This window comes from Pedobacter jaeyakensis (assembly GCF_054461315.1).
The window spans coordinates 2370117-2393923 of record NZ_CM136921.1 but is presented as its reverse complement, the minus strand read 5'-3'; the positions used below and the strand labels follow the sequence as shown (position 1 = coordinate 2393923).

The following is a 23807-nucleotide window of genomic DNA, read 5'->3' as shown; positions in this document are numbered from 1 at the left end:
CCCTTTGCTTTCGCAAAGGGCTTTTTTTTAAAGCATCATTTCAGGCTTTGTTAAACAGAGTTTTATGTTAACTAGCAACTGCCGGTGACGATTTTCTGAATTGATCTGCATACATAGATAAATGCGACTTCAATTCTTTTCGTGCCATATGAATACGTGTCTTAACCGTTCCTATAGGTATATTCAGTTCTTCCGCAATTTCATAGTATTTATACCCTTCAAAATAACGTAGAAAAGGCGTTGAGTATACGGGATCAATACATTTTATCGCCTTATTTACGTCCTCTATCAAAAATTTATCTTCACTTGCATTTCTTGAGGCACCATGCTGCAGTTGCGCTGAACTCAATTCTTCTGTAGTATCAATCACACTGTTTTTCCTGGTAAGGCGTCTGTAACTGTTGATAAATGTGTTGCGCATGATGGTGTACAGCCAGCCAGAGAGGTTCGTCCCCTCCTTGTACAGGTGGGAATACCGTACAGCTTTAATCATAGTGTCTTGGACAAGATCGTTGATATCTTCATCATCAGATAAAAACTTTCTGGCAAGTGATTGCAATTTTGATTGTTGAGCGCAGATTTGATGATTTAATATGGCGTTGTTCATAATAGGGAGTTTTAGGTACAGTATTCTTATCAATATATTTGCCAGTTTTGAAACTTGGGCTCAAGGAGATATTGGAACCAGCAGTATTAACTAAATAATTATTGGAATGGAAAAGTTTAAAATCCAAATAGAAACAGACAACTGTAAATGTATATTACAATGAATATGACCCGCTCTTTCCATTCAAAGTGGCCTCCCAATAGGTTTTAGAAAAGTAGCTATGAATTGCGTAGGAATGGGTTCAGGTGCGACTTAGAAACCTTCTACATGACAGGCTTAAAAATTGGAGTATAATACCACTTACAAAGGAGTATGATAGGTATCGATAAAGTGTCTGACAATTACGAAGCCCGAATGTAACTCTTACGAACCCCCTTTATGTATTACAGCCATATAAGAAACACATCACAAGATTAACCAAGGACAATAAAAAACCTACAGTCTTTAGGCAAAATTTAGGCCTAATGTGGCCAGCCTGAAGATTATTGTGCATTACCAATCACCCAAACCAAATATTTTTTGAAAAAGAAAAAGATTGTAATGAAAAGGATGTTTTACCAAATTAGATTTGGTTAAACATTTTGTAACCTGCAGTGTTGACTCAATAATTCAAACGCAATGGATCAGTTCAAAATACAAATAGAAAAAGACAATCAAATCTGCGATTTTGATGTAAAGCAAATCGAAAGGCAATGGTATGAAATTTCAGACCTAAGCGGTATGCTAATAGGCAAAATTAAAATAGACCATGAAAACCACGAACATTGCGAATATGAAGAATGTGTTTTGGATCTTCCAATTATGAGTGCAATACGAGAGCAGATTTATATTCATAAAATCTTTAATAAAGAGGATATCGGTTAGGATCTTTGTCTTTAGTCATTATCCAACTGCATGAAATTTGTCAAGTATCTTCCCGCCGAAAGACTAAGGCCGTACATCAAATACTTAGTGATATCAGCGCAGGAAAGGGAGAATGAGTATAAGGTTTTACCTTCTCCAGGTTTGGTGATCGGCTTCCAGTACCAGGGAGAGCTAGCGCTCAGCCAGGCTGGGCTTCAACAGAAGTTGGGCCGCTCGGGTATTACCGGAATTTCAGATACCTACAAAATCTTTAAAAGCTCTGTCCACATAGGAACGGTACTGGTCTATTTTACCGAGACTGGGTTTGCTCATTTTGCGTCCCATCCCGCAAATGAATTGTTCAACCTAAGCCTCTCTCTCCATGATATCTTTAGCAAACAAGACGTATCGATCATAGAAGAAAAGTTATCCGCTGCCACTACGGATCAGCAGCGGATCAACTTGATAGAACGCTTTTTAATTTCGCAGCTCCGAGAAATTGATGCCGATAAACTCATTGTTGAAGCTGTTAGGCTGATTTATGATAGTCAGGGTACCATCCGCATTAAAGAACTCAATGACAAGCTAATGATTAGCGCCAGCGCGGCTATTGACCCATCAGCGCGGTAAAACTGATTACTTAACTTTCATTAGAATGTATGCCGAAACAGGTATCAATAAATGGACCGTGTATATGGATCAAATGACTTGTACTTATTACGACCAGTCGGGAACTGAAATCCTGATAGAAAACATTCCTCAGTAGCATAAATGGAAAAGTTATACGCTGGTATTCATAAACCCTTGATCATTAAGCCAATTACGGCAGCGAACAATATAATATGAGGTTCTTTGATTTTCTTGCTGAAGATCAATATCAAGCCAGCAAAAACAGATATCATCGCAGTTGGAATATCAACAATTGCCCTACTGGCAATAATGATCACCGCACCGACCAAAGCGCCGACTACCACTGCTGTTATCCCATTTACAAACTCTTTAATGCTAGCGTTCCTGGCGATTTTTTTAAAAGATGGGGCTAAAGCTACCGTAAACAAATAACAGGGAAGAAAGGTAGCAAAAGCTGCAACACAGGCACCTGGAAAGCCTGCCACCAAATAGCCGATAAATGCGACTGTAATCACAACAGGGCCGGGTGTAATCATTGCTACCGCTACCGCATCGACAAACTCCTGTTCATTCAACCAGTGATATTGCTCGACCGAACCGCTGTGCAAAAAAGGCACTATAGCAAGTCCGCTGCCAAAGACCAAAGCACCAGCTTTTAGAAAGAACCAGCCAAGTTCCTGTAAAGTCTCACCTTCATACTGCCAGAAACCTGTTCCCGTCAATATCAATACCGGCAATGCAGATGGTTTTCTGATCCACTTCGGAGGTGCTTTGACCAGCATATAGATAACACCACACCCGGCAAAGAGCAGTATATCCTCTTTTTGGGTAATCACAGTAACGACAACGCCGATCAGATAAAAAAGCCAGAGCAACCACTTAGAAAGTATTGCATTTAGATTTATCCCGCTAACGGATTTTATCGTCAGCTTGTATGCGCTGATGGCAATGATACCGATCACTGCTGCACTTACCCCGTAAAAAACGGCCTGCATCCAGGATAGTCCGCTATAAAGTTTATAGGCCATCCCGAGCAGAACTACCATTACAAAAGAGGGCAGCACAAAAGCGAATCCGACTAGTGTCGCACCCAAAAAGCGATAATGCACAAAGCCGATATATATGCCGAGTTGTGCCGCAAGTGGACCAGGTGCAAGTTGTGCCAGCGCCAGACCTTCCTTATATTCTTCTTCGGTAAGCCATTTCTTGCTCTCAACAAGATCCCTGTACATGTATCCGACGAGGGCAACTGGACCTCCAAAACCCCATGTACCCAATTTTAGAAAATACAGGATCAGGTCGGTTAGCCTATATCGTGCATGTGATTTTTCCATAAGCTAAAAAGCAATACCAAATTGAAAGCCAATACCAAATGATGAAGGCTGATCATTGCCAAATCTTACCGGAAGCGGAATAGCGACAAAATAGCTGCTGCCTTTATTCTTCTTCACCGTCTTATTAATAACTGGAGTCAGCCCGTAACGCCCTGAAGTTTCAAAAGCGGCGCGTCCCACAAAAGTAAAGCCACTGCCCAGAACGACGAGTATACCCGGATGAAAAAGCACATTACTTACTTTGCTGCTACTATTTGCGGCCTTAATTGTTGGGACAATTTCACTGGAGAAACCAATTTTGGCACTTTTCCAAATATTGATTCCAATTGGCATACCTACCGTATAACTATCTTTAAAGTTGGTGTGCGTGCCTTCCGAACTAAACGTAACGATAGGATGCACGATCCCTACATAGCCGGCCAATTTGGGATAGGTTTGCGTTGTCTGCCCTGAACTGATACAAGCGTTTATCATAACCAGGACTAAACAGATAAGAATTTTGTTTACTTGTGTTTGCATACCACAAGATTATTAGATTCTCCGCTGCCAAAATAGAACAGGATTTACTCTTGGTATATAACTTACCTTTTGCTTCTATTTTTTTTAAATTCAGACGGAGTAACTCCATGTTCCAGCTTGAAAATACGTGTAAAGTGGCTCTGGTCAGAAAATCCCGTCAGATAGGCGATCTCAGATAAGGAATAATTTGAGGTCTGGATGTACGTAATAGCTTTCTCAATTCGGATTTTACGGATGTATTCACCGAAGGAAAGATTATCAAAATATTTGGAAAATTCCCTTGATACATAGGCCGGGTTTATGTTGAGCTCACTAGAGATTCCAGTCAGGGTCAATGCCAGATTGGTATCGATCTGATCCTGTATAATGGTCTTCAATTCCTTAGCCCAAGACGGAATCTTTGTACCATTGCCCTGCTTTAAAAACTTTTGATAAACATCCACCAATAGCTGCTCCACCGGGCTTTCCGTGTGCCTGACATCCTGGAGGTGCTTGGCCCAGGTGTACAAGGCATCATAAATGACCATTCCTGCATTTAGCAATTCATGGTCATCTTTGATGTTATACGCCATCCCTGCGGCAATTGCCCATAGTCCGGAAGCCTGGCTTGCAAGGCCATGCTGATCGGTATCTGCCCCCCTCACGATGGGCGCCATAACCTGCAAAGCCGGATCATCCAGCTCATATTTGTTAAGCAGAACATCAAAAGTACAAAGACCGTTTTTATGGGTCAGCTCAACGCCGGGTACATCAAATGGGGTAGCATTTATTTCACTGGCTTTCTCTATAACTGTATCGAAAGGCACATAACAAAAAACGGCATCAGGATCAATAAAATTCTTAATCAGCCAGGGGCAAGCTATCCGGTCAATCTTTGGTCTTTCTCGGGTGATCCAGTTCATCATCCAAAACTAATTGAAAATAATGAGATATGGTATGACATCAAATGATGAAAAAACATGATATTTCAAAGCACAGAGCTCCGTACTGAACTAACTTAGAACAACACAAACAACATCAGCAAACTAACTGTTAACCTATACGAGAACCAGTACTATGGAACCAATTGAAAATTTATAAATAGCTTATGCCTGAATTACCGGACCTGGAGGTCTTCGCTGCAAACTTAGAAAAGCGTTTTAAAAATAAAACTTTAAAAAATCTGACCGTTGACTATGGCAAAAAACTCAACGTTAGCCAAAAGGAATTAAAGGAAAAGCTGGAAGGGCACAAACTGAAAGCCGTAATGCGTGAAGGAAAAACCCTGCAACTACATTTTGGTAGCGATACCATCCTTGGATTGCACCTCATGTTACATGGCAGGATTAAACCACTGGATGCAGACGAGCCGGTTAAATATCGGTTGCTAACATTTTACTTTGGTGAAGAGGACGGATTTGCATTTACTGACTTTCAGAAACAGGCTGCTGCGACATTAAATCCAGAAATCTCCAAAGTTCCGGACGCATTAGGTACTGATCTCAGCATTACCTACTTCAAAGAGCTCCTGGCTAAAAAAGGCATCCAAATCAAACAATTGTTAATGAATCAAAAACTAATCAGGGGCATCGGCAATACGTATGCAGATGAAATCCTTTGGCATGCCCGCATCTCTCCTTTTTCTGTGGCTAAGGCCATTCCGGAAAAACGCGTAAAAGACTTATACCAATCTATTGAAGAAGTATTGCGCAGGGAAATCATGGATTTAACTAAGGCAATGCATGAAAGTTTTGATGCAGAGGTTTTGGATTTCCTCAAAATACACAATTATAAATTGGAGAAAAGCACCACCGGATATGAAATTAAAACTGATGTTTCAGGCGGTCGAAAAACTTATTTCACAGAAGAACAGGAACTCTTTAAATGACCTGGTCAATGTGCGCACGCTTTTTGCCATCATAGCGAAAAAGACCATAGTTGAAGTGCTGTTTTTGTAAATAATAAATGTTCCATTTAAGTTGTAGTTACCAACTATTTTATAGTTTTGAGTACCAAACAAAACTTCATGCGTTATCTCTTATTGTTATTGGCAACTGTATTTTTTCTTCAAAGCGCGATTGCGCAAGACTTAAGCAAGAAAAATGAAATATTTCTTGAATTGGGCGGCAATGGTTTGCTGGGCGCTGTCAATTATTCAAGGCAGCTTACCAATAGCCCTGCTTTGGAACTTCGTGTTGGTTTAGGTGCATATGGTTCTGATCCTAAAACTTACCTCACTGTTCCTGTTGCCTTAAACTACATCATTAATGTTGGCAGTAAACATGGTTTTCTAAACCTCGGCCTGGGCGCAACTTATACTAAAGCCGATGTACGCTTAGGAGCTATAATTGATTACGCAGAAGGATACAGGGATACCCGCAGCAAACTGGTTAACTTTGTACCCAACTTTGGTTATAGGTATTACACATCGAAAGATTTCTCATGGAGAATTAATTTCACGCCGGTAATTAATAATCATGGCTTTTTACCGCTGCTGGGCATTAGCGCCGGTAAGAGGTTTTAGCAGCACCATTCTTTTTTCTATTATTAAAGTAGTTTAATTTTCAACTGAAACGAAGGCGCTAATTTTGGCGTATGAAAAAAACAGGTGAGCGCTACACAAACGCCTGGAATGAAAAGATTAAAGCAGAAGTTAAAATTGCATTTTCAGCTATTTTTAGCTGATCAGATTACCTATAAAGACAGAAACATCCCGAAGAACGTTATGTACAGTTTCAGTGCCTGTATCCTAAACTCGAACAACGCATTGCGCAAAAGCAAATTGCCTCGTATCTTGGTATTACTCCCGTGTTCCTCAGTATGATCAGAAAAAAATTAAAAAATATTTAAAGTAATCATTTCCTTAAAACCAATTCTCCAGAAAATGGTTAAGCAGTTCTAACCTATTAAAAAACAAAGTTATGAACACAGCAGCTATGCCAGGCCTGGACAGGTTTATTTTAGCACAGGAAAGAGATTACGAAAATGCACTGACGGAGATCAGCTACGGTAAAAAAAAGACCCATTGGATGTGGTATATATTTCCTCAAATTCAGGGACTCGGGTTTTCTGAATCCGCAAAATACTACGGCATTAAAGATTTAAAAGAGGCGGGCGAATATTACGCCCATCCGGTCCTTGGACCCCGGCTGGTTAAGATTGCGAAAGCCTTACTTGAACATAATCGTCGGAGCGCAACGGAGATTTTTGGCAATCCTGATGATCTTAAACTCCGTTCTTGCATGACTTTATTTGCTGCAGTTCCACACACTGATCCAATATTCCAGAGTATTATTGATCAATTTTTCGATGGGCAACAAGATCAGAAAACAAAACGCATACTTGACCTACAGGCGTATGGGGAGTAATAAAAGGAAATTGTTAATAATAGCAAATTGTTGTCGGTTGTTAATGGATGCTTCCGGATAATTTTCCTAGTACATCCTGGATCATCATTGCCGACTTAATGATCCGTTCATGACCGGCACCAATATAATTTGTAGATGAGATGTCAGAATTTGAATTCAAAAAGGTGCTCAAATATGAATAAGGGGAAATCAAATCATTTTCGTCGTATGCTACCCAATGCTTGGATGATTCCGCGGAAAAAGCGGACCAATCGACAAGATTGTATTCTGAAACTGGCTTTTTAAAGCGTGATTCAAACTTCTGAAAAAAAACATTCTGACTGTTTTTGGGGATATCAATTGCATCCATACTCGCTTCGAAGTTTTTCCCAAGATCAATTAAAGGAGCAATGCTGATGATTTGCTTTGGATGGATTTCTAAGTCTTTCATGGCAATGATATTCGCCGTTGCACCTAGAGAATGTCCAATCGTTACTTCTGGTATTCCATAGTGCGAGACAAGAACTTTAATGCCTTCCACGAATAAGATCAGACTTGATAGTTCCCCTTCAGAGGCACCATTGCCGGGAGCATCAAACGCGATAATTTCAACATCACCGATCTGCTCCAACGCGATGATAACTTCACAAAGATCTGCGGCCTTTGAGCCCCATCCATGGGTAAGCAGTATTTTCCGGCCACCCTTTCCCCACCTGAAGGTTTGAAAATTTAAATCTTCTCCAGAGAAATACTGGTCGTATACTTTTAAAGTATGCCTTTCCGCACGTTCAAGCAAGCTTTCTTGAAAAATCCTTAAAGGCATTTTTGGAGAATAGCAGATATATTTTAAAATCAGGTCTTGAAGTTTATCGCTGTCCTGGCCCGAAGTACTTCTTATTTCTGATATAATTTGTTTGAGGACTTTCATTACCTACAAGCTTAAGAAAATCTTCACAATTCATCCCGTTTTAGTAGATCAATTTTTAGTAGATCAATTTCCTGATAAAGATCTGTACTCATCGCTGTGTGATGTTAATTTATATAGATTCGGTATTAATCCGCATGAACCGTTTTAGTTTTCGGAGTATTGATTTGGATATGAGCAAATTTTTTCGATTCTTCTAAACTGTTAATCATCATATTAATAAATCCGACAGTTAACAAAACTGATATAACAGTAATTAAAAATACCCCACATCTTTTCGGCACTTCCATTCTTGAACTTGATTATTCTTGATTGTTTATAATCACATAACGGTTAAAACAAACAAGTTATTTCCTTCGCATATATACCTTTTCAAAGTAACGAAATATTTTCAATATGTTGAGCGCCAATTCATCTAAGCTTTTAAGCGGCATTAAATCATCATCTTTTTTAACCATTGAAAGTAAAATGTACTGCCTTCACCAGGTGTCGATTCTACCGTAATTTTCCCGCCTTGTTCTGCCACATGCATCTTCATAATATTTAAACCTATTCCGGTACTGGAATCACGTGCAGATGCCTGATCACCAGTTTCAAACAAATTAAATATTCTTTTACGATTTTCCTCTGGAATTCCCGAACCATTATCTTTCACATAAAATTTAACAAAATCTCCATCGTCTTCATGGCCAATTGAAATTTCGCCATTTTCCTTGTCCATATATTTTATTGAGTTGGATAAAAGGTTTTGAAACACCTGCTGTAATTTTGGTTTGTTGGTAACGATCACAGGCAATCTGGTTGCTAAAATAATCTTGATGTGGCTGGGAGGAAATAATAACCGGCTCATTTCGCGTAGCATAACATGAACATCAATTTCCTCAACGACTTGATTTTTTGAATTCTGGCGACTATAAGCTAAAATCGACCCGATCATATCTATCAGGTTATTTGATGCATTGAGCATTAATCCTGTATATTCATTTAAATCTTCCTGCGATGTAATCCGCTCATCATCCTTCATCAGTTGAAGTAGACCAACTACCCCGGCCAGCGGCGACTTTAAATCATGCGCCACCATAAACATGAACCGTTCCAACTGATCGTTAATCACTGCCTTTAGTTCAATTGTCTTTTTCAACTCTTGCCGTTGTTCATATAAATCCTGAAATACTTTAACCCTCGATTGTATTAATTTCATATCAAGTGGCTTCTGGAGGTAATCAACAGCCCCCCCTTCATAACCCTTCAGTACGTATTGCAATTCCTTGTTGATTGCAGTGACAAATATGATGGATATTTCTTTTGTCCTTATATTAGATTTTAATACTGATGCCACCTCAAAGCCATCCATATCAGGCATTTGAACATCCAGCATAATTAACCCGATGTCCTCATATTTCAACACAAGCTTTAGTGCTTCATTGCCAGAGCGCGCCTTTAGAAATTGTCGGCCTGGCGCTTTCAATATAGCCTGTAATGATATTAAATTTTCTTCGTGGTCGTCTACTAATAAAATTGTAAATGCATGCTTCTCCTGATGGTCCATGTATTTTGCTTAGATCTGAAAAAATATATTGAATTGCATCCGATGTTCTGGCCAAAGGAATCCCCGTTGATCAGGACTACAAGGGGCATGCCAACTTATGTACCTTAATTGCCTAAGGTTTCCACAATACCACCGTATTCAAATGGGAAAAATTAATAGATCTAAAGCTTCAAGTTGAGATTGTTTGCGCTAACAAATATGTTTACAAACACAAAATACGCTGTTCATTGTTATTGATCTAAACTACTGTGACTATGAATAACGAAGAAAAAAACATGACCGACGCAACAAATAATAACAACGGCTTAAAAGGTGATAACACCATTAAAAATCCGGATGATTGGACAACCGGCGATGAGCCAATGACTGGTGCTCAGAAATCCTATTTAAAAACTTTATCTGATGAGGCTGGGGAATCATTTGATGACAACCTGAGCAAATCTGAGGCATCAAAGCGTATTGACGAACTGCAGCATAAAACTGGCAGGGGATTAGATGCCGATCAATAAACAATGCCCTGTAAATTATACTTTACAGGGCATTTAAAAATTACGAGTACCCGAGAGCAGATTCGAACTGCCACGCCGTTGCCAGCACCAGCCCCTCAAGCTGGCGCGTCTACCAATTTCGCCACCCGGGTATAATAATTGGTGCAAATATATACTTATTCGGAATATAATGTCAAACCATCATAAGCTAAATTAATATGGGGAGGTAATTCTTTTTCAACCTCACCATGTAAACCTAAATTATGACTGATGTGCGTAAAGTAAGTTTGTTCCGCACCAATCTTTTCTGCAAAAGCCAAGGCTTCATTTAATGTGAAGTGAGAAACATGCTGTTCTCTCTGTAAGGCATTTATCACCAGTATTTTAGAGCCCTTTACTTTGACAATTGTCTCTTCAGACACTGTCTTAGCATCAGTGATATACGTAAAATCTCCAATTCTGAACCCTAAGATCGGAAGCTTATAATGCATGATGGGTAAAGGAATAATCTCTGTTTGCCCGATATGAAATGGTTGATCATTGATGGTATGTAGATCGATTTGCGGCAGTCCGGGATATTTCGTTTCCGAAAAAATATAAGAGAATTCTTTCTTTAAGGCGTCTTGAACCCGATCTGTAGCATAAATATCAATGTTCTTTTTTAAAAGATAGTTGAATGGCCTGATATCGTCCAGCCCGGCCACATGGTCTTTATGCTCATGTGTAAACAATATCGCATCCAGATCTTTCACTTTAGCCCGCAGCATTTGATACCTAAAATCCGGACCGCTGTCTATCACGATCGTTTGATCTCCAGTTTCAATCAACATGGATACCCTTAGTCGATTGTTCCTTTTATCGGCAGACTGGCATACGGCACATTGGCAAGTAATTACGGGTATACCCTGAGAAGTGCCGGTTCCTAAAAAAGTGATTTTCAAAATGGATTTGTTAAGATTCAAATGTAACTATGTTACCTTAAATCCACAACCTCCACACCGGGATATTTCTTCGCATCGAAAGCAAAAACAGTTTCTGCTACCTTAAAATTAGGTGTAAAGCTTTTGATGTTGTAGGTGTACTTATTGCCACTCTTATCAAAAATAAGCATACTGCTGATCTGCTTTGCCGCTTTATCTATGCTCAACCTGATCTTGAAGATCGTCTTGGTAATGTCCAAAGGGGTCAAATCTATAGTTTGATAGGTTTTTGCACCTACTTTGTTCTCTCCTACATAAAGGTATTTATAGCCCTTTTCATAGATGGTAAAGATCTTTGCAGGGTTAATGGCATCAGCGTTATTGTCCAGATCTGTTACCTGTACTTCTTTGTTCTCTTTTAAATAAGTCCACTGACTCTTACCATCGCTAAACATTTCCTGGTCGGTCATCACAACTTTATACTTGTTAGAACTAGCTTTAACAATCAAAGAACCCTGTTGCGTTTCTTTGATTTTTGCCTGCGGGTTATCAAGGGTAAAAGTAAAATCTGTTTTAATGCTATTATAGGTTCTATACTTTTTACTCAGTTCGTTAAGTATAGCTTTCGCCTTTGCATCTGTTTGCGCATTTAAATTGTACACGAAAGCTAGTGTAATTCCCAGCAGCACGACTATCTTCTTCATCAATTATCTATTTATGATTATTTATTATTCAGTTCATTCAAGAACTGTTCCAAAGCATAATCATCCGGAATTAAAACTTCCCTGGCCTTGCTCCCTTCAAACGGGCCTACAACACCGGCGGCTTCTAACTGATCGATAATACGACCTGCACGGTTATAACCAAGTTTTAGTTTTCTCTGTATTAATGAAGTTGATCCCTGCTGGTGCATCACGATTAATCTGGCGGCATCCTCAAACATGTTATCCCTGTCGTTAGGGTCAAAATCCAGCTTTGCCGATTCCGAAGCCTCATCAATATATTCCGGTAATTGGTAGGCCTCTGGGTATCCCCTTTGGTTACCTATAAACTCAGAAATCCGATCCACTTCCGGTGTATCTACGAATGCGCACTGCAACCTGATCAGGTCGTTACCTGTAGATAGCAACATATCTCCCCTACCAATTAACTGGTCGGCACCCCCACTGTCCAGAATGGTACGTGAATCTATTTTTGAAAGCACCCTGAATGCTAAACGTGCAGGGAAGTTGGCTTTGATGGTTCCAGTGATGATGTTTACGGATGGTCGCTGTGTAGCCAATACCAAATGGATACCTACCGCCCTGGCCAACTGCGCCAACCTGGCAATCGGTGTCTCCACTTCTTTTCCGGCAGTCATCATTAAATCTGCAAATTCGTCCACAATCAAAACAATGTACGGAAGGAACCGGTGCGAGTTATTGGGATTAAGCTTCCGCTTGATAAACTTCTCGTTGTATTCTTTTAAATTTCTTACCTGAGCATCTTTTAACAAGTCGTAACGCTGGTCCATTTCTATACACAAGGAATTCAGCGTGTTGATTACCTTTTTGGTATCGGTGATGATGGCATCGGCCTCGCCAGGTAACTTGGCCAGGAAATGACGCTCAATTTTATTGAATAGCGTTAATTCTACTTTCTTGGGATCCACCAATACAAACTTCAATTGAGAGGGATGTTTTTTGTAAAGTAAAGAAACAAGGATGGCGTTGATACCTACCGACTTACCCTGACCTGTGGCTCCCGCCACCAATAAATGGGGCATTTTAGAAAGGTCAGCAATGTAGACTTCATTAGAGATCGTTTTACCGAGCGCAATAGGCAAGTCCATGGTGGTCGACTGGAATTTCTCTGTGGCCAGGATACTCCTCATAGAGACCATTTCCGGGTGCAGGTTCGGTACTTCAATACCAATTGTACCTTTACCGGGCATCGGTGCAATGATCCTGATCCCCAATGCGGCTAAGCTTAAGGCAATATCATCTTCCAGGTTTTTAATCTTCGAAATACGAACCCCAGGGGCAGGTATGATCTCGTACAAGGTTACGGTAGGCCCGATGGTAGCTTTAATCTTGTCGATCTCTATATTGTAATGATTAAGGGTTTCAACAATTTTATTTTTATTGGCTTCCAGCTCTTCTGCATTAACGGGTATTTTATTAGACCCGTAATTTTCAAGCAGGTCCAGGTGCGGATATTTATAGCTCGCCAAATCAAGTGTTGGGTCATAGTTGCCAAATTGCTCTACCAATTCTTCCGACTTCTTGTCCTCTTCGGTCTTTTCAATGGTAAGTTCCGGCTCTGCTTTTACGGGAGATAAGATTACTTCTGTTGCTGTTGCCACTGCGGCCGGCGGGTGCATCACATTCACAGCAGGCGTAAATGCCGGAATGATCACCTCATCTTCTTCCTGCTCTTCAAATCTGGAAGGGGTAATGATTACATTTTGTTCTCTTTTACGCTGGTTTCCCAACTTATCGTTAAGGGTAAACTCTACAGGTTCAGACTTGATCTCGTCTACCAGCTCTACATGCTCAGGCACATCAGGAATAAATGCTTCTTCGCGTTTACGTTCTGGAAATTTAAAATCTATGTTGTAGGCAATAATTAGGGCCGTTAGGGCGAGAAACGCGATCAACCCTCCTACTCCTGCATTTCCAATTTGTGCAACGAGCAAGCGGTTGCTCCAAAAGCCAAACTTACCTTCCAGGAAATGTGGGGCATTGTTTAAAAAAGAATGGCCAAAACCAAAAACCAACGAGGTAAAAAGCAAGAAAAAGAAACTGTAACCTAGCGTTTTCTCGATAGAGAAAATCTTCACTTTGAACAGCAAGCGGTAGCCGATCACAAAGAAAACAAATACGAAGAGAAAAGAAGCAACACCAAACCATTCATAGATAAATTGCTGAGCAAGCAAGGCACCGAATTTACCCAGCCAGTTTTGAACCACCGGAGGGATATTTACTTGTTGAAGTTCTTCGTAGGACTTAAACAGGTTACTCCAGCCACCATTTGCCTTAATTACGTAGCTGTAGTCTTCTTGCCAGGTAAATAAATAGGACGTAAAAGCAATTAGAAAATATAAGGCCAGAATGATGAAAACCAGTCCGGCTATCTTAATAAACCTCCCGTTCTGAAAATCCAGTCGGGGCATAATATCAGCTCTTTCAATTGGTCTTTTAGATGCCGATGACCGTGAATTTACCTTATCTGCTGGCTCATTTTTGAAAGAATTGGATTTAAATTGATTTCCCCTTACCGACATTTTCTTTACTAATATTGTTTAATCAACAAACTTAAATAAAAGTGCTTAAGCATTTATCGTGAACAAGAATTATTTTAGAGGTATTAGCTTTTAGACATCCCAGATACGCATGCGGATCTTCTTTGCGTAGTTCCGCACGTCCAGTACGATAGCAGCAAGTACATAGAAAACAATCGGAAATCCTACAGCCAGGAACGATGAGTAGATAAAAAACAGCCGTATCTTACTGATAGACATATTAAAGCGCTCTGCCAGGTAAGTACATACGCCAAAACTCTGCTTTTCAAAATAGGTAACAATTCTTTGAAACATAGCTATTTCTTTAAAATCTTGATTCCGATACCACAATTTAAACATTTTTTCTGAGCGCAGTAATATTTATTTAATTGAAGTACGGCCTGGGAGCTAAAAGCACTACTAATCGTTAACCCGGATTCAACGTATTGATTTACAATTGAATTGCGCTCCGGGGGAATTTGTTCCAAAAAATTGACTGCACGGTCAACCATGGCATCATTTGCGGTATACCTGCCATAAGTGAACAATAAAACACATACCGTGTTGATCAAAATGTTTTCGATAGTCTTTTTACCAAGCTGTAATGGAACATGATCAGCCTCTTTTTTAAAGTGATAATGAGTTTCCCAATACCTGTTGACGGGCAAATCTTCCAGATGCTTAAGCAAGTCTTTTAGGGTGGCAGCCGCCAGGATTGCTGAGAAAAAATCTCTGGAGCGTATTTGGAGTGCAGCAAGTTGCGCCAGCCGGATGGTTGGAAAATTAAGCGGACGCATCCTTAAAAATTTCCAGATGGATACTGGTACTGGATTAAGCTTGTGTTTGCTCCTGAGAAAATGGTAGGCTGAACGTAGTTGCGTGGGATAATCTTCATTTATTTGCTCATTTAAAAAACCCGCCTGACCAAATATCAGCGCTTCCACATCGGTGGGATCGTGACTACATTTATCCAGTACCTGCTTTGGCAGGCTGGTTGCAAGCATCTCAAAAGCCCCTGCATTTACTTTAAACCCAAAGTTCCTCGCCAGGAAAAAATAAAATGTTTCATTCCAATCTCCTTTCCTTTCTGCTAATTTAATCAGCACTTCTTCAGATTTTTGCAGCAAACGCTCAATCAAAAGCTCGGATAGAAAACTATTGACGATTACCTGGTCAATTTCTGCAATTTGCTGCCGACAAGGAAATCGATTTGTTTCCTTTAAGAGGTTGGAATAATTTGCAACCAAATCTTCGCTAAAAATGTTTTTAATAATGAGGGTAGGTATGACCTGCCCATTAGGCCGACAAACCGCCAAATCATTTTCGTAAACCACATGTAGTATAACTGCTTCATAGGCGTTGTTGTCCTGGTGGTTATGCAGTTTCCAGTCAGACGCCTTCACATGTATTTCCACATCGCCAGCCCAAAGAATATGGTCGACAGTTATTCTTGCCTCCGTAAAATCAGGACCGGCGTTTTTATTCAGCTTCCCCGGATTTAAAATGCGTAAGCGCCTCCCGTCTGCACATTTTAAATCGCGGTGATCAAAAAGCCTGAATTGCCAGATGAAGAACAAAAAATTCTCTGATATTTCCATGCCGGCTAAACACCGTGGAATATTTGAGAAAATACAAGCCTATTTTTAAATTTCTGATCGCTACCCTTTCAACTTTAGCTAATTTTAAAAACCAATGCATAAGGAAGCTTTGTTTTTTCGTTCGGAAGCGTGATTACCAGTCCCTCGTTTCCGTGCGCATACTTTAACTTTCCGCTTCCCAGCAACTGTACATCTTTAACTTTTCCTGTATATAAGGTATTCCCCTGTGCTAAACTCTTTATGGTAATTTTTCCATCGACAGGCCAGCCCAATGCAGTTGCATACAAAACTTTTCCTTTTACGGTAAACCTGATGTCCTGAGCTTCAAATGGCTTTCCCTTACCTTCATTGAAACCTTGAGCGCTCAGCGGTGCTGCACTATCCTTAGCCGGTCCTTCTCCAAAAATCTTCCATGGCCGCGTTGCGAAGATGGCTTCTTTGTTAACTTTCATCCACTCGCCAATTTCCTCCACCACTTTTAACTCATCAGCGTCAATAGTTCCATCTCCCCTAACCGGAACATTGAGCAATAAATTTCCATTCTTACTCACCACATCTACCAGGGTATGGATTACCGTTTTCGCAGATTTATAGTGATGGTCATTAAAGATTCTGCGATCGTAGTGCCAGGCACCTATACAAGTGTCCGTTTGCCAGGTATAAGGTTCAATTTCATTACTTTGTCCGCGCTCTATATCCCATACCATGCACTTACGTTGCTGTTCGTCAAGTATTTTACCGTTTACTACTCCGGTATTCTTACCATTCTTTTTTATACTTTTATTATATAAATGTGCGGCAATGCGTAAACCCGCATCACTAATAGGCCATAATGGAAGCGCAGTATCATCAAAGTAGACCAGTTCCGGCTCATATTTGTCAATCAGATCGATGGTACGGTTATAGAACTTATCGATGTATTCTTTACTTGGAGGTGTAACGCCATTACCCCAATTCCATTGACTGTGTATAGTACCGTTGTTTTCGCTATTCTTACTCAATTCGTGATTTTGGGCATAAAGGTCCTGGGGATTTTTTCCATCCCACCATTTCCCTTTTCCATCAGCCGCGGTTAGCTTTCCATCATATGGAACACCTGCCATTGGCCCTTTTTTATCGGCACGCTGTGCAGTTTCCATCCAGCTCCAGGCGTGTGCAGCATGAACGCTCACTCCAAATGGCAACTTATATTTTTTTGCTGCCTTTGCCCATCCTCCAACCAAATCCTTTTTTGGCCCCATATTTACGGAGTTCCAATCCTTCTGAAATTTGCTATCATACAGATCAAAATTATCATGGTGATTGGCCAATGCAACGAAATATTCTGCCCCGGCCTTTTTGTAAAGTCCCACCAAATAGTCCGGATCCCAGTTCTCGGCCTTGAATTCGTTGATCACATCTTTAAAGCCAAACTTACTGGGATGGCCATATTTCTCCACATGGTATTGATATTGATCAGAACCTTCTTCGTACATTCCACGTGCATACCAGTCGCCCCGCTCTGGTTGGCATTGCGGCCCCCAGTGTGCCCAAATACCAAACTTGGCATCTTTATACCATTGCGGTACCACATAACTTTTTAAAGAATCCCAGGTTGGATCAAATGGAACTTTGGCAAAAGCCGGTGTGCCCAATGGATCCAAAAAATAACTGGTGGATGCCATGGTTTTAGAAAGCGCCATTGCCGGTATAACTGTGGCAAGTCCTTTTAAAAGATTTCTTCTGTTCATAACGTGTGTTTAAATCTGGTTTTCAAAGTAAATACATTTGCAAATTCCATTGAAGAAGCAATTAACCAGTGCTTAAGCTATCTTAACATTCCACAACCGTTAAAATACCTTACTAAGAGGTTAAACCTTAATATTCCGGTAAATTAAAATATTCAGTCCTTTACGATGCCTTAAAACGTTCATTAAGGAATAAACTATGAAAACACTAACCTGTACTACTCCCGGCCAGTTCACTTATCAGGATAAAGAAATACCCCAGCTTAAGCCGAAACACACACTACTTAAAGTAAAAAACATAGGCTTGTGCGGTACGGACTATCATGCCTACGAAGGCACACAGCCTTTTTTTAACTACCCAAGAGTATTAGGGCACGAAATAGCTGCCACCGTAGAAGCTACTCATGCCGACAGTGGATTTGAGCAGGGCGAACTGGTGACCATAAGCCCCTATTTTTATTGCGGTAAATGCATTGCCTGCAGGTCTGGAAAGACCAATTGTTGTACAAACATGCAGGTTGCAGGGGTACATGTTGACGGCGCAATGGCAGAATATTTCCTGGTTCATGATCAATATTTAATTAAAGGCGATGGCTTAACGGCAGATGAATTGGTACTGGTAGAGCCACTGGCTATAGGTGCACATGGTGTTTCCAGAGCCGCAATTAAAAAGGGTGAGTTTGTACTGGTTATAGGGGCAGGCCCGATTGGATTGGCAACGATGAATTTCGCGAAAATTGCAGGAGCAGTTGTAATTGCAATGGACGTAAACCAACAAAGACTGGAATTTTGCCAAGAAAAATTAGACATAAGCCATACAATTGATGCGCTTGGTGATGATGTGACAGGGAAACTAATGGAAATTACCAATGGGGACATGCCCACTGTAGTGATTGACTGTACCGGTAATTTGAAAGCCATCAATGGGGCGGTGCAGTACATGGCACATGGAGCAAGATTTGTGCTTATCGGGCTCCAAAAAGAGCCTCTTGTGATCAGTCACCCGGAATTTCATAAACGGGAAGGTACCTTGATGAGTAGCCGCAATGCCCTTCCACAGGATTTTAAGTATGTGATTGAATGTATAAAGACTGGCAAAGTTAAACCTGAACATTACATCACCCACAAAATTGGCTTTGAAGAGGTGAAGGATAAATTTGTATCGTTAACGAAACCAGAAAGCCAAGTAGTTAAAGCAGTTATCGAATTTAGTTAGCGGCAGCAAAAATTTAACTACTTTAGTGATAAGGAAAGCATTTCTTTAATGAAACCACAACACCTAACCATTTTAAACCAGGCAGATCATTCTTTCAGTATCAGAAAAGAAACGATACCGAACATTAATAATACCTGGCACTATCACCAGGAAATTGAACTGATCTGCTTTCATAAGGGAAGCGGCACCCAATTCATAGGCGATCATATCAAATCTTTTGCCGCCGGCGATATTGTATTGGTTGGAAAAGAATTGCCCCACTACTGGCGTTATGACAATAAATTTTTAGAAGAAACTGATTCCGACACACCCTATTCCACCGTAATTCATTTCATGGATAATTTTATGGGAGAAAAATTCCTTCATCTGCCAGAAGCTGCACCTATTAAGTTTTTACTCGAAAAAGCAAAAAATGGAATACTCATTACCGGTGACGATGCAGTACGAATAGCCGAAAAAATGGAGGCTATTTACCTGGCGAACGGACTGGAGAAAATACTGGCACTTTTAAACTGCCTCTTAAAAATCTCTGGTCTTAAACAGCTGTCTTCACTTTCCTCTATTGGCTTTAAATACGATCTAAGTGCCTCAGAGAAAAAGCGTTTAAATAACATCTACAATTTTGTACTCAACAACTTTAGAAGTAAAATACTTTTAGAACAAGTTGCTGAAGTGGCAGACCTGGTACCCAATTCATTTTGCAGGTATTTCAAAAAGAAAACGGGAAAAACCTTTTCTCAATTCCTGATAGACGTACGCATAGGCTATGCCAGAAAGCTGATCATTGAAAACCAGATGGACATCAAGCAAATCTGCTTTGAATCAGGCTTCAACAATTTTTCCTGTTTTCACAAACAATTTAAGTCGCTTACCGGAACTACACCCAAAGATTACATGAACGTACATTTGATGAGGTAATCTTATTCCCTTGTTAACATTGGCTTCACACCACAGTGGTTGCTTTGCATGAAATAGAATTTTATGAAAAAACGACTACTAACGTTACTGGTAACCGCTGCCGTTGCAATAACCGCATGCAAAAAGAAAGACACAGATATACCTGTTGAAATTACTTATCCTGATATGGCTGAAACTGTAGACCCGGCTATCCTATTTACAACCTCAACAGGTGTTAAAGTATACAACGGAGGCTTCGGATCGGCAGTTGCTGCAGACCCAAAAAACCCGGGTGTATTTTACATGCTTACAGATCGTGGTTCAAACGTAGCTGGTCAGGCTGCAAACTCCATCATCATTGGTAAGCCTGATTTTGATCCTCAAATTGGAAAGTTCAGATTGAAAGATGGAAAGTTATACTTGGAACAAACTATAGAGCTTAAAAACGCTGCAGGCGGAAAACTAAACGGTCTTCCAAATCCTGCTGGCATGGGTGCCTCAGGTGAGACCGCCTACGACTTAAACGGAGCAGTGCTAACGCCAAGTGCTGATGGAATTGATTCTGAAGGCTTGGTATTAGCGTCAGACGGAACTTTTTGGATTAGTGACGAATATGGTCCGCATATTGCCCATTTTGATGCCAATGGAAAAACCATAGAGCGAATCAATCCTTTTGGAACTGGAACCGGTGGACGTAAATTACCCGCTGTTTTTGCCAACCGCAGGGCTAATAGAGGTATGGAAGGTTTGGCCATTACTCCAGATGGAAAAACCCTGGTAGGGATGATGCAATCGCCAATGTACAATCCTACAAAAGCAGCAACGGCGAATTCTGTAGTGCTACGCATATTGACTTTCGATATCGCAACCGGTGCAACCAAACAATATGCCTACTTGATGGATAACATCAGCCTTACCGGCGTTAGCGATATCGTTTGTGTAAACAGTACAACGTTCCTGACCATTGAGCGCGATGGCCTGTTCGCTAGCAATACCACTGCTCCTGCTACCTTTAAAAAAGTATTCAAAATTGATCTAAGTGCGGCTACTGATATTTCTGATGCGGCTAACGGCGCAACTGGAAAACTATATGGCGGAAAAACAGTCGAAGAGCTGAACAATGCAGCAGGTCTGCTGGCAGCTGGTATTACCCCGGTAACAAAAACATTAGCAGTGGATCTACTTAAGGACCTTCCATCAGTATACCCACATGATAAAGCTGAAGGTTTGGCGATTTTACCAGGCAATATCCTGGTGATCTCAAATGACGACGACTTTGGCGTGGTTGATAACGGAGCCAGCGGCTTTATGGTAAAAAATCTTCCATTGACCGGAACAGTGGACCACAATAGATTGTATTTCTTTAAATTGAAGTTATAAATAGCAAAAGCCACGTACGCTCTCCAATATAGAAATCAATTAGCGGCGGCATCCAAAAGGGGCCGCCGCCGTTGTTTTGTCGAATTATTACCACACTTTATCTGGATATACATAAGTTTGCCTAATCAACTTAATTGGTATGGCCTCGAAAAAGAAAAAAGAAGCCGCGGCTAAAGCTGCTCTCGAGATAGAAAAACAACATAAAGCACTTAAACAACGGTTTATTGGACGGATCACTGAATTGCTGGAGCACTACGGGGGCAAAAGCGCTACAAAAATATTCCCTCCTGCATTTATTGGAGAAAAGCTATTTCAGCTCCGCTACGCAGTTCTAAAAGGTAAAGCCTCTCCTGATTATCCAATCGCGAAAGAGAAGGTAGTTCAATTTAACAGCCTCCTGAACTATTTTATGCAAGATGAGTTCGTGGCACTGGACAACGGGAATAAATATCCCTTAAGTTGGTATCCATCAGAAGGTTTAACGCTAATTTATACGATAGATAACCTCGATCCGGACATTCCTGAAGCCATAAAAGTTCTCCCACATTTTAAACAATACCTACCCAAAACAAAACACTACGAGGATATTCAACTGAGATTTGAAGATATCTTGCTGGATGCAACAAGATATCTGAGCGACCTGAATACGGAAATCATCAAAGTTGACACTACACATTCAGCAGTTTTTGTAGACTATGAACCCAAAAATGATTTATTTGTTCGTGCCTTTAAACCTGAAACTGTCACTTTGCTGATCAACGGCGAAAAGCATAGCGCAATACAACTGGGCTGGGTTAACCCATACATGAAATGGCACATGTTAAAAGTTAAACCCTCGCAGCTTGGGTTTAAGGTAGGCAGCCTGGATATCCCATTGGATATCTTCGTTCAAAAACATGCATTGATGCGACTTAAGGAACGGATCAATATTACCCCCGGAGTAATGCATGAAATTCTGTTTCTTACTTTTGCCGAAGATAAGATCATCCATGTTTTTAAAAACGGCCAAAGCTTGGTAGAGTACCGCATATCCGATGAGAAGGCAGGTTACTTTTTGGTAAAACTACATGGCAATCAACTGGTAATTCATACATTTCTGTTCCTTACCAATGATAGAACTCCGGAAGGTGATAAGCTAAAAAAGCTGCTTGCTGTAGAAAAAACGGACAAGAAATACCTGGAAATTGACAACCTGCCTGCCTTTAATGCTTATCGAATCTACGAGAATGAAGCACTCAGCAAACTGTTTACAGAGGCTGGTTGTGGGTCGCTGTTAAAACTAGGTCACCTGAAGGCGTATTCTCAAATTGATGTAAATGACAAAGATTCAGAATCTATTGAACGTTATCTTGCTGACGCTCCTTATTTTAGAAATATGACCAAACAAACTTAATGTTTCAATTGATAACACTGATCTGCAATTTCATATTCCTCATTGGTTGGGATCACTAAAATTTTTACAGCAGCACCTTCCGCACTTATATCTTTCATAACACCCTTGTAATCATTATTCTTTGCGGCATCTAAATGAATACCCAAATAATTAAGGTCTTCGCAGACATTAGCCCGCATTGCAGCATCGTTCTCTCCTACCCCAGCAGTAAATATAACCGCATCAATGCCATTTAATACCGCAGCGTAAGCACCTATAAATTTCTTAATTCTGTAGGCGTAAAGCTGCAATGCCAGTTTAGCTGTCGCATCACCTTCGCTAACCAGCTTCCGGATGTCGCGCATGTCACTTGAGCCCCCTACACCAAGCAGACCAGATTGTTTGTTCATTAGCCTGCTCAATTGCTCAAGGCTATATCCTGAATGCTCCATCAGGTGAAAGATTACCGAAGGGTCTATATCACCAGACCGGGTACCCATCATCAAGCCACTTAAGGGCCCAAAACCCATACTGGTATCAATTGACTTTCCATCCCTGATGGCGGTGGTACTGCAACCATTACCCAAATGAACGCTGATCAGTTTGGAATTGGAATTACCGAGATAGTCGGCCGCCTGCGCACTTACGTATTTGTGACTGGTTCCATGAAACCCATAGACACGGATGCCATCTTCTTTATAATATTTTTGTGGAATGGCATAGCGATAGGCATGCTCTGGTATGGTTTGATGGAAAGCGGTGTCGAATACGGCTATCTGCGTTGCCTTTACGAAGGTCTGTTCTGCAAACTCGATGCATTTGTAGTTAACGGGGTTATGTAATGGTGCCAAAGAAAAAAGCTTTTTAATCTGCGCTTTAACTTCTTCAGTGATGATGGTAGGCCCTGAAAAGTGCTCGCCACCATGAACTACTCTATGCCCAACAGCCACTACCTCATCCGGACTTCCAATTACAGCATACGCTCCGGTTGTAAGCAAAGTGAGCACATGCTTCAATCCCTCGCCATGATCAGCGATAAAATCTTCCTTTTCTTGTGTATGTTTTTCTGAGCCAACAAAGACACTGTGTTTAACAAATGAACCTGCTATACCGATGCGTTCTACCAGTCCCATGCAAACTGGCTCTTTAACGGGCATTTTAAAAAGTTGGTATTTTAGAGAACTACTGCCCGAGTTGATAACTAATATGTTCAT

Annotated in this window: 24 protein-coding genes and 1 tRNA gene; 11 read left to right on the top strand and 14 right to left on the bottom strand. The window is 40.7% G+C overall.

The window, feature by feature from the left end; genetic code table 11:
• Nucleotides 1–67: 67 nt before the first annotated feature.
• A complete protein-coding gene (locus ACXZ1K_RS10700; protein ID WP_458969655.1) occupies nucleotides 68–607 on the bottom strand; it encodes a sigma-70 family RNA polymerase sigma factor in 540 nt (179 codons plus the stop codon).
• Nucleotides 608–1225: 618 nt separating this feature from the next.
• Between ACXZ1K_RS10700 and ACXZ1K_RS10695 the strand changes: the two genes are divergently transcribed.
• The 3 genes from ACXZ1K_RS10695 to ACXZ1K_RS10685 are packed head-to-tail and all read left to right on the top strand — an operon-like array spanning nucleotide 1226 to nucleotide 2216.
• On the top strand, nucleotides 1226–1471 hold the full coding sequence (locus ACXZ1K_RS10695) for a hypothetical protein (protein ID WP_458969654.1): 246 nt from the start codon (nucleotides 1226–1228) through the stop codon (nucleotides 1469–1471).
• Nucleotides 1472–1501: 30 nt separating this feature from the next.
• Nucleotides 1502–2080, top strand: coding sequence for a DUF6597 domain-containing transcriptional factor (locus ACXZ1K_RS10690; RefSeq protein WP_458969653.1), 579 nt, complete (start codon nucleotides 1502–1504; stop codon nucleotides 2078–2080).
• 25 nt (nucleotides 2081–2105) lie between these two features.
• The gene (locus tag ACXZ1K_RS10685; RefSeq protein ID WP_458969652.1) at nucleotides 2106–2216 is read left to right on the top strand and encodes a DUF1398 family protein; all 111 of its coding nucleotides are present in this window, start codon (nucleotides 2106–2108) and stop codon (nucleotides 2214–2216) included.
• A 28-nt stretch (nucleotides 2217–2244) separates the two neighbouring features.
• Here ACXZ1K_RS10685 and ACXZ1K_RS10680 read toward each other — a convergent pair whose 3' ends face one another.
• The 3 genes from ACXZ1K_RS10680 to ACXZ1K_RS10670 form a co-directional block, all read right to left on the bottom strand.
• Nucleotides 2245–3414, bottom strand: a complete 1170-nt coding sequence (locus ACXZ1K_RS10680; RefSeq protein ID WP_458969651.1) for a chromate transporter — start codon at nucleotides 3412–3414, stop codon at nucleotides 2245–2247.
• Nucleotides 3415–3417: 3 nt separating this feature from the next.
• Entirely contained in the window at nucleotides 3418–3888 is a 471-nt protein-coding gene (locus ACXZ1K_RS10675) for a hypothetical protein (RefSeq protein WP_458969650.1), read from the bottom strand.
• Nucleotides 3889–3995: 107 nt separating this feature from the next.
• Nucleotides 3996–4838, bottom strand: coding sequence for a chromate resistance protein ChrB domain-containing protein (locus ACXZ1K_RS10670; RefSeq protein WP_458969649.1), 843 nt, complete (start codon nucleotides 4836–4838; stop codon nucleotides 3996–3998).
• Nucleotides 4839–5020: 182 nt separating this feature from the next.
• Here ACXZ1K_RS10670 and ACXZ1K_RS10665 point away from each other — a divergent pair, with 182 nt between their 5' ends.
• The 3 genes from ACXZ1K_RS10665 to ACXZ1K_RS10655 all read left to right on the top strand — a co-directional run bounded on the left by ACXZ1K_RS10665 (nucleotide 5021) and on the right by ACXZ1K_RS10655 (nucleotide 7280).
• Nucleotides 5021–5800: a DNA-formamidopyrimidine glycosylase family protein gene (locus ACXZ1K_RS10665; RefSeq protein WP_458969648.1), complete on the top strand. Its 780-nt coding sequence runs from the start codon at nucleotides 5021–5023 to the stop codon at nucleotides 5798–5800.
• A gap of 138 nt (nucleotides 5801–5938) precedes the next feature.
• A complete protein-coding gene (locus tag ACXZ1K_RS10660) occupies nucleotides 5939–6436 on the top strand; it encodes a hypothetical protein (RefSeq protein ID WP_458969647.1) in 498 nt (165 codons plus the stop codon).
• Nucleotides 6437–6833: 397 nt separating this feature from the next.
• Nucleotides 6834–7280: a DUF1810 domain-containing protein gene (locus ACXZ1K_RS10655; RefSeq protein WP_458969646.1), complete on the top strand. Its 447-nt coding sequence runs from the start codon at nucleotides 6834–6836 to the stop codon at nucleotides 7278–7280.
• Between the two features lie 40 nt (nucleotides 7281–7320).
• On the opposite strand, the gene ACXZ1K_RS10650 is transcribed toward ACXZ1K_RS10655, so the two are convergent.
• The gene (locus ACXZ1K_RS10650; RefSeq protein WP_458969645.1) at nucleotides 7321–8187 is read right to left on the bottom strand and encodes an alpha/beta fold hydrolase; all 867 of its coding nucleotides are present in this window, start codon (nucleotides 8185–8187) and stop codon (nucleotides 7321–7323) included.
• Between the two features lie 430 nt (nucleotides 8188–8617).
• Nucleotides 8618–9733 carry a sensor histidine kinase gene (locus ACXZ1K_RS10645; protein WP_458969644.1) on the bottom strand — a complete coding sequence of 372 codons (1116 nt, stop codon included), beginning with the start codon at nucleotides 9731–9733 and terminating at the stop codon, nucleotides 8618–8620.
• Nucleotides 9734–9987: 254 nt separating this feature from the next.
• Here ACXZ1K_RS10645 and ACXZ1K_RS10640 point away from each other — a divergent pair, with 254 nt between their 5' ends.
• Nucleotides 9988–10242: a DUF3072 domain-containing protein gene (locus ACXZ1K_RS10640; RefSeq protein ID WP_458969643.1), complete on the top strand. Its 255-nt coding sequence runs from the start codon at nucleotides 9988–9990 to the stop codon at nucleotides 10240–10242.
• A 47-nt stretch (nucleotides 10243–10289) separates the two neighbouring features.
• Here ACXZ1K_RS10640 and ACXZ1K_RS10635 read toward each other — a convergent pair.
• From ACXZ1K_RS10635 to ACXZ1K_RS10605, 7 genes are all read right to left on the bottom strand, one after another.
• A tRNA-Leu gene (locus ACXZ1K_RS10635) sits at nucleotides 10290–10373 on the bottom strand.
• Between the two features lie 24 nt (nucleotides 10374–10397).
• Nucleotides 10398–11162: an MBL fold metallo-hydrolase gene (locus tag ACXZ1K_RS10630; protein ID WP_458969642.1), complete on the bottom strand. Its 765-nt coding sequence runs from the start codon at nucleotides 11160–11162 to the stop codon at nucleotides 10398–10400.
• 32 nt (nucleotides 11163–11194) lie between these two features.
• Nucleotides 11195–11845 carry a LolA family protein gene (locus tag ACXZ1K_RS10625; RefSeq protein ID WP_458969641.1) on the bottom strand — a complete coding sequence of 217 codons (651 nt, stop codon included), beginning with the start codon at nucleotides 11843–11845 and terminating at the stop codon, nucleotides 11195–11197.
• Nucleotides 11846–11862: 17 nt separating this feature from the next.
• Nucleotides 11863–14406, bottom strand: coding sequence for an FtsK/SpoIIIE family DNA translocase (locus ACXZ1K_RS10620; RefSeq protein ID WP_458969640.1), 2544 nt, complete (start codon nucleotides 14404–14406; stop codon nucleotides 11863–11865).
• A gap of 90 nt (nucleotides 14407–14496) precedes the next feature.
• Entirely contained in the window at nucleotides 14497–14718 is a 222-nt protein-coding gene (locus ACXZ1K_RS10615) for a PspC domain-containing protein (RefSeq protein WP_458969639.1), read from the bottom strand.
• 2 nt (nucleotides 14719–14720) lie between these two features.
• A complete protein-coding gene (locus ACXZ1K_RS10610; RefSeq protein WP_458969638.1) occupies nucleotides 14721–16001 on the bottom strand; it encodes a DUF2851 family protein in 1281 nt (426 codons plus the stop codon).
• Nucleotides 16002–16075: 74 nt separating this feature from the next.
• Nucleotides 16076–17731 carry an alpha-L-fucosidase gene (locus tag ACXZ1K_RS10605; RefSeq protein WP_458969637.1) on the bottom strand — a complete coding sequence of 552 codons (1656 nt, stop codon included), beginning with the start codon at nucleotides 17729–17731 and terminating at the stop codon, nucleotides 16076–16078.
• A 196-nt stretch (nucleotides 17732–17927) separates the two neighbouring features.
• On the opposite strand from ACXZ1K_RS10605, the gene ACXZ1K_RS10600 reads away from it, so the two are divergent.
• The 4 genes from ACXZ1K_RS10600 (at nucleotide 17928) to ACXZ1K_RS10585 (ending at nucleotide 22614) form a co-directional block, all read left to right on the top strand.
• Nucleotides 17928–18944, top strand: coding sequence for a zinc-binding alcohol dehydrogenase family protein (locus tag ACXZ1K_RS10600; protein WP_458969636.1), 1017 nt, complete (start codon nucleotides 17928–17930; stop codon nucleotides 18942–18944).
• 48 nt (nucleotides 18945–18992) lie between these two features.
• The gene (locus ACXZ1K_RS10595) at nucleotides 18993–19862 is read left to right on the top strand and encodes an AraC family transcriptional regulator (protein ID WP_458969635.1); all 870 of its coding nucleotides are present in this window, start codon (nucleotides 18993–18995) and stop codon (nucleotides 19860–19862) included.
• Nucleotides 19863–19925: 63 nt separating this feature from the next.
• Nucleotides 19926–21221, top strand: coding sequence for an esterase-like activity of phytase family protein (locus ACXZ1K_RS10590; RefSeq protein ID WP_458969634.1), 1296 nt, complete (start codon nucleotides 19926–19928; stop codon nucleotides 21219–21221).
• Nucleotides 21222–21360: 139 nt separating this feature from the next.
• Nucleotides 21361–22614, top strand: coding sequence for a hypothetical protein (locus tag ACXZ1K_RS10585; protein WP_458969633.1), 1254 nt, complete (start codon nucleotides 21361–21363; stop codon nucleotides 22612–22614).
• On the opposite strand, the gene ACXZ1K_RS10580 is transcribed toward ACXZ1K_RS10585, so the two are convergent.
• The gene (locus ACXZ1K_RS10580; protein ID WP_458969632.1) at nucleotides 22611–23807 is read right to left on the bottom strand and encodes an acetate/propionate family kinase; all 1197 of its coding nucleotides are present in this window, start codon (nucleotides 23805–23807) and stop codon (nucleotides 22611–22613) included. The two genes, ACXZ1K_RS10585 and ACXZ1K_RS10580, sit on opposite strands and share 4 nt — an antisense overlap.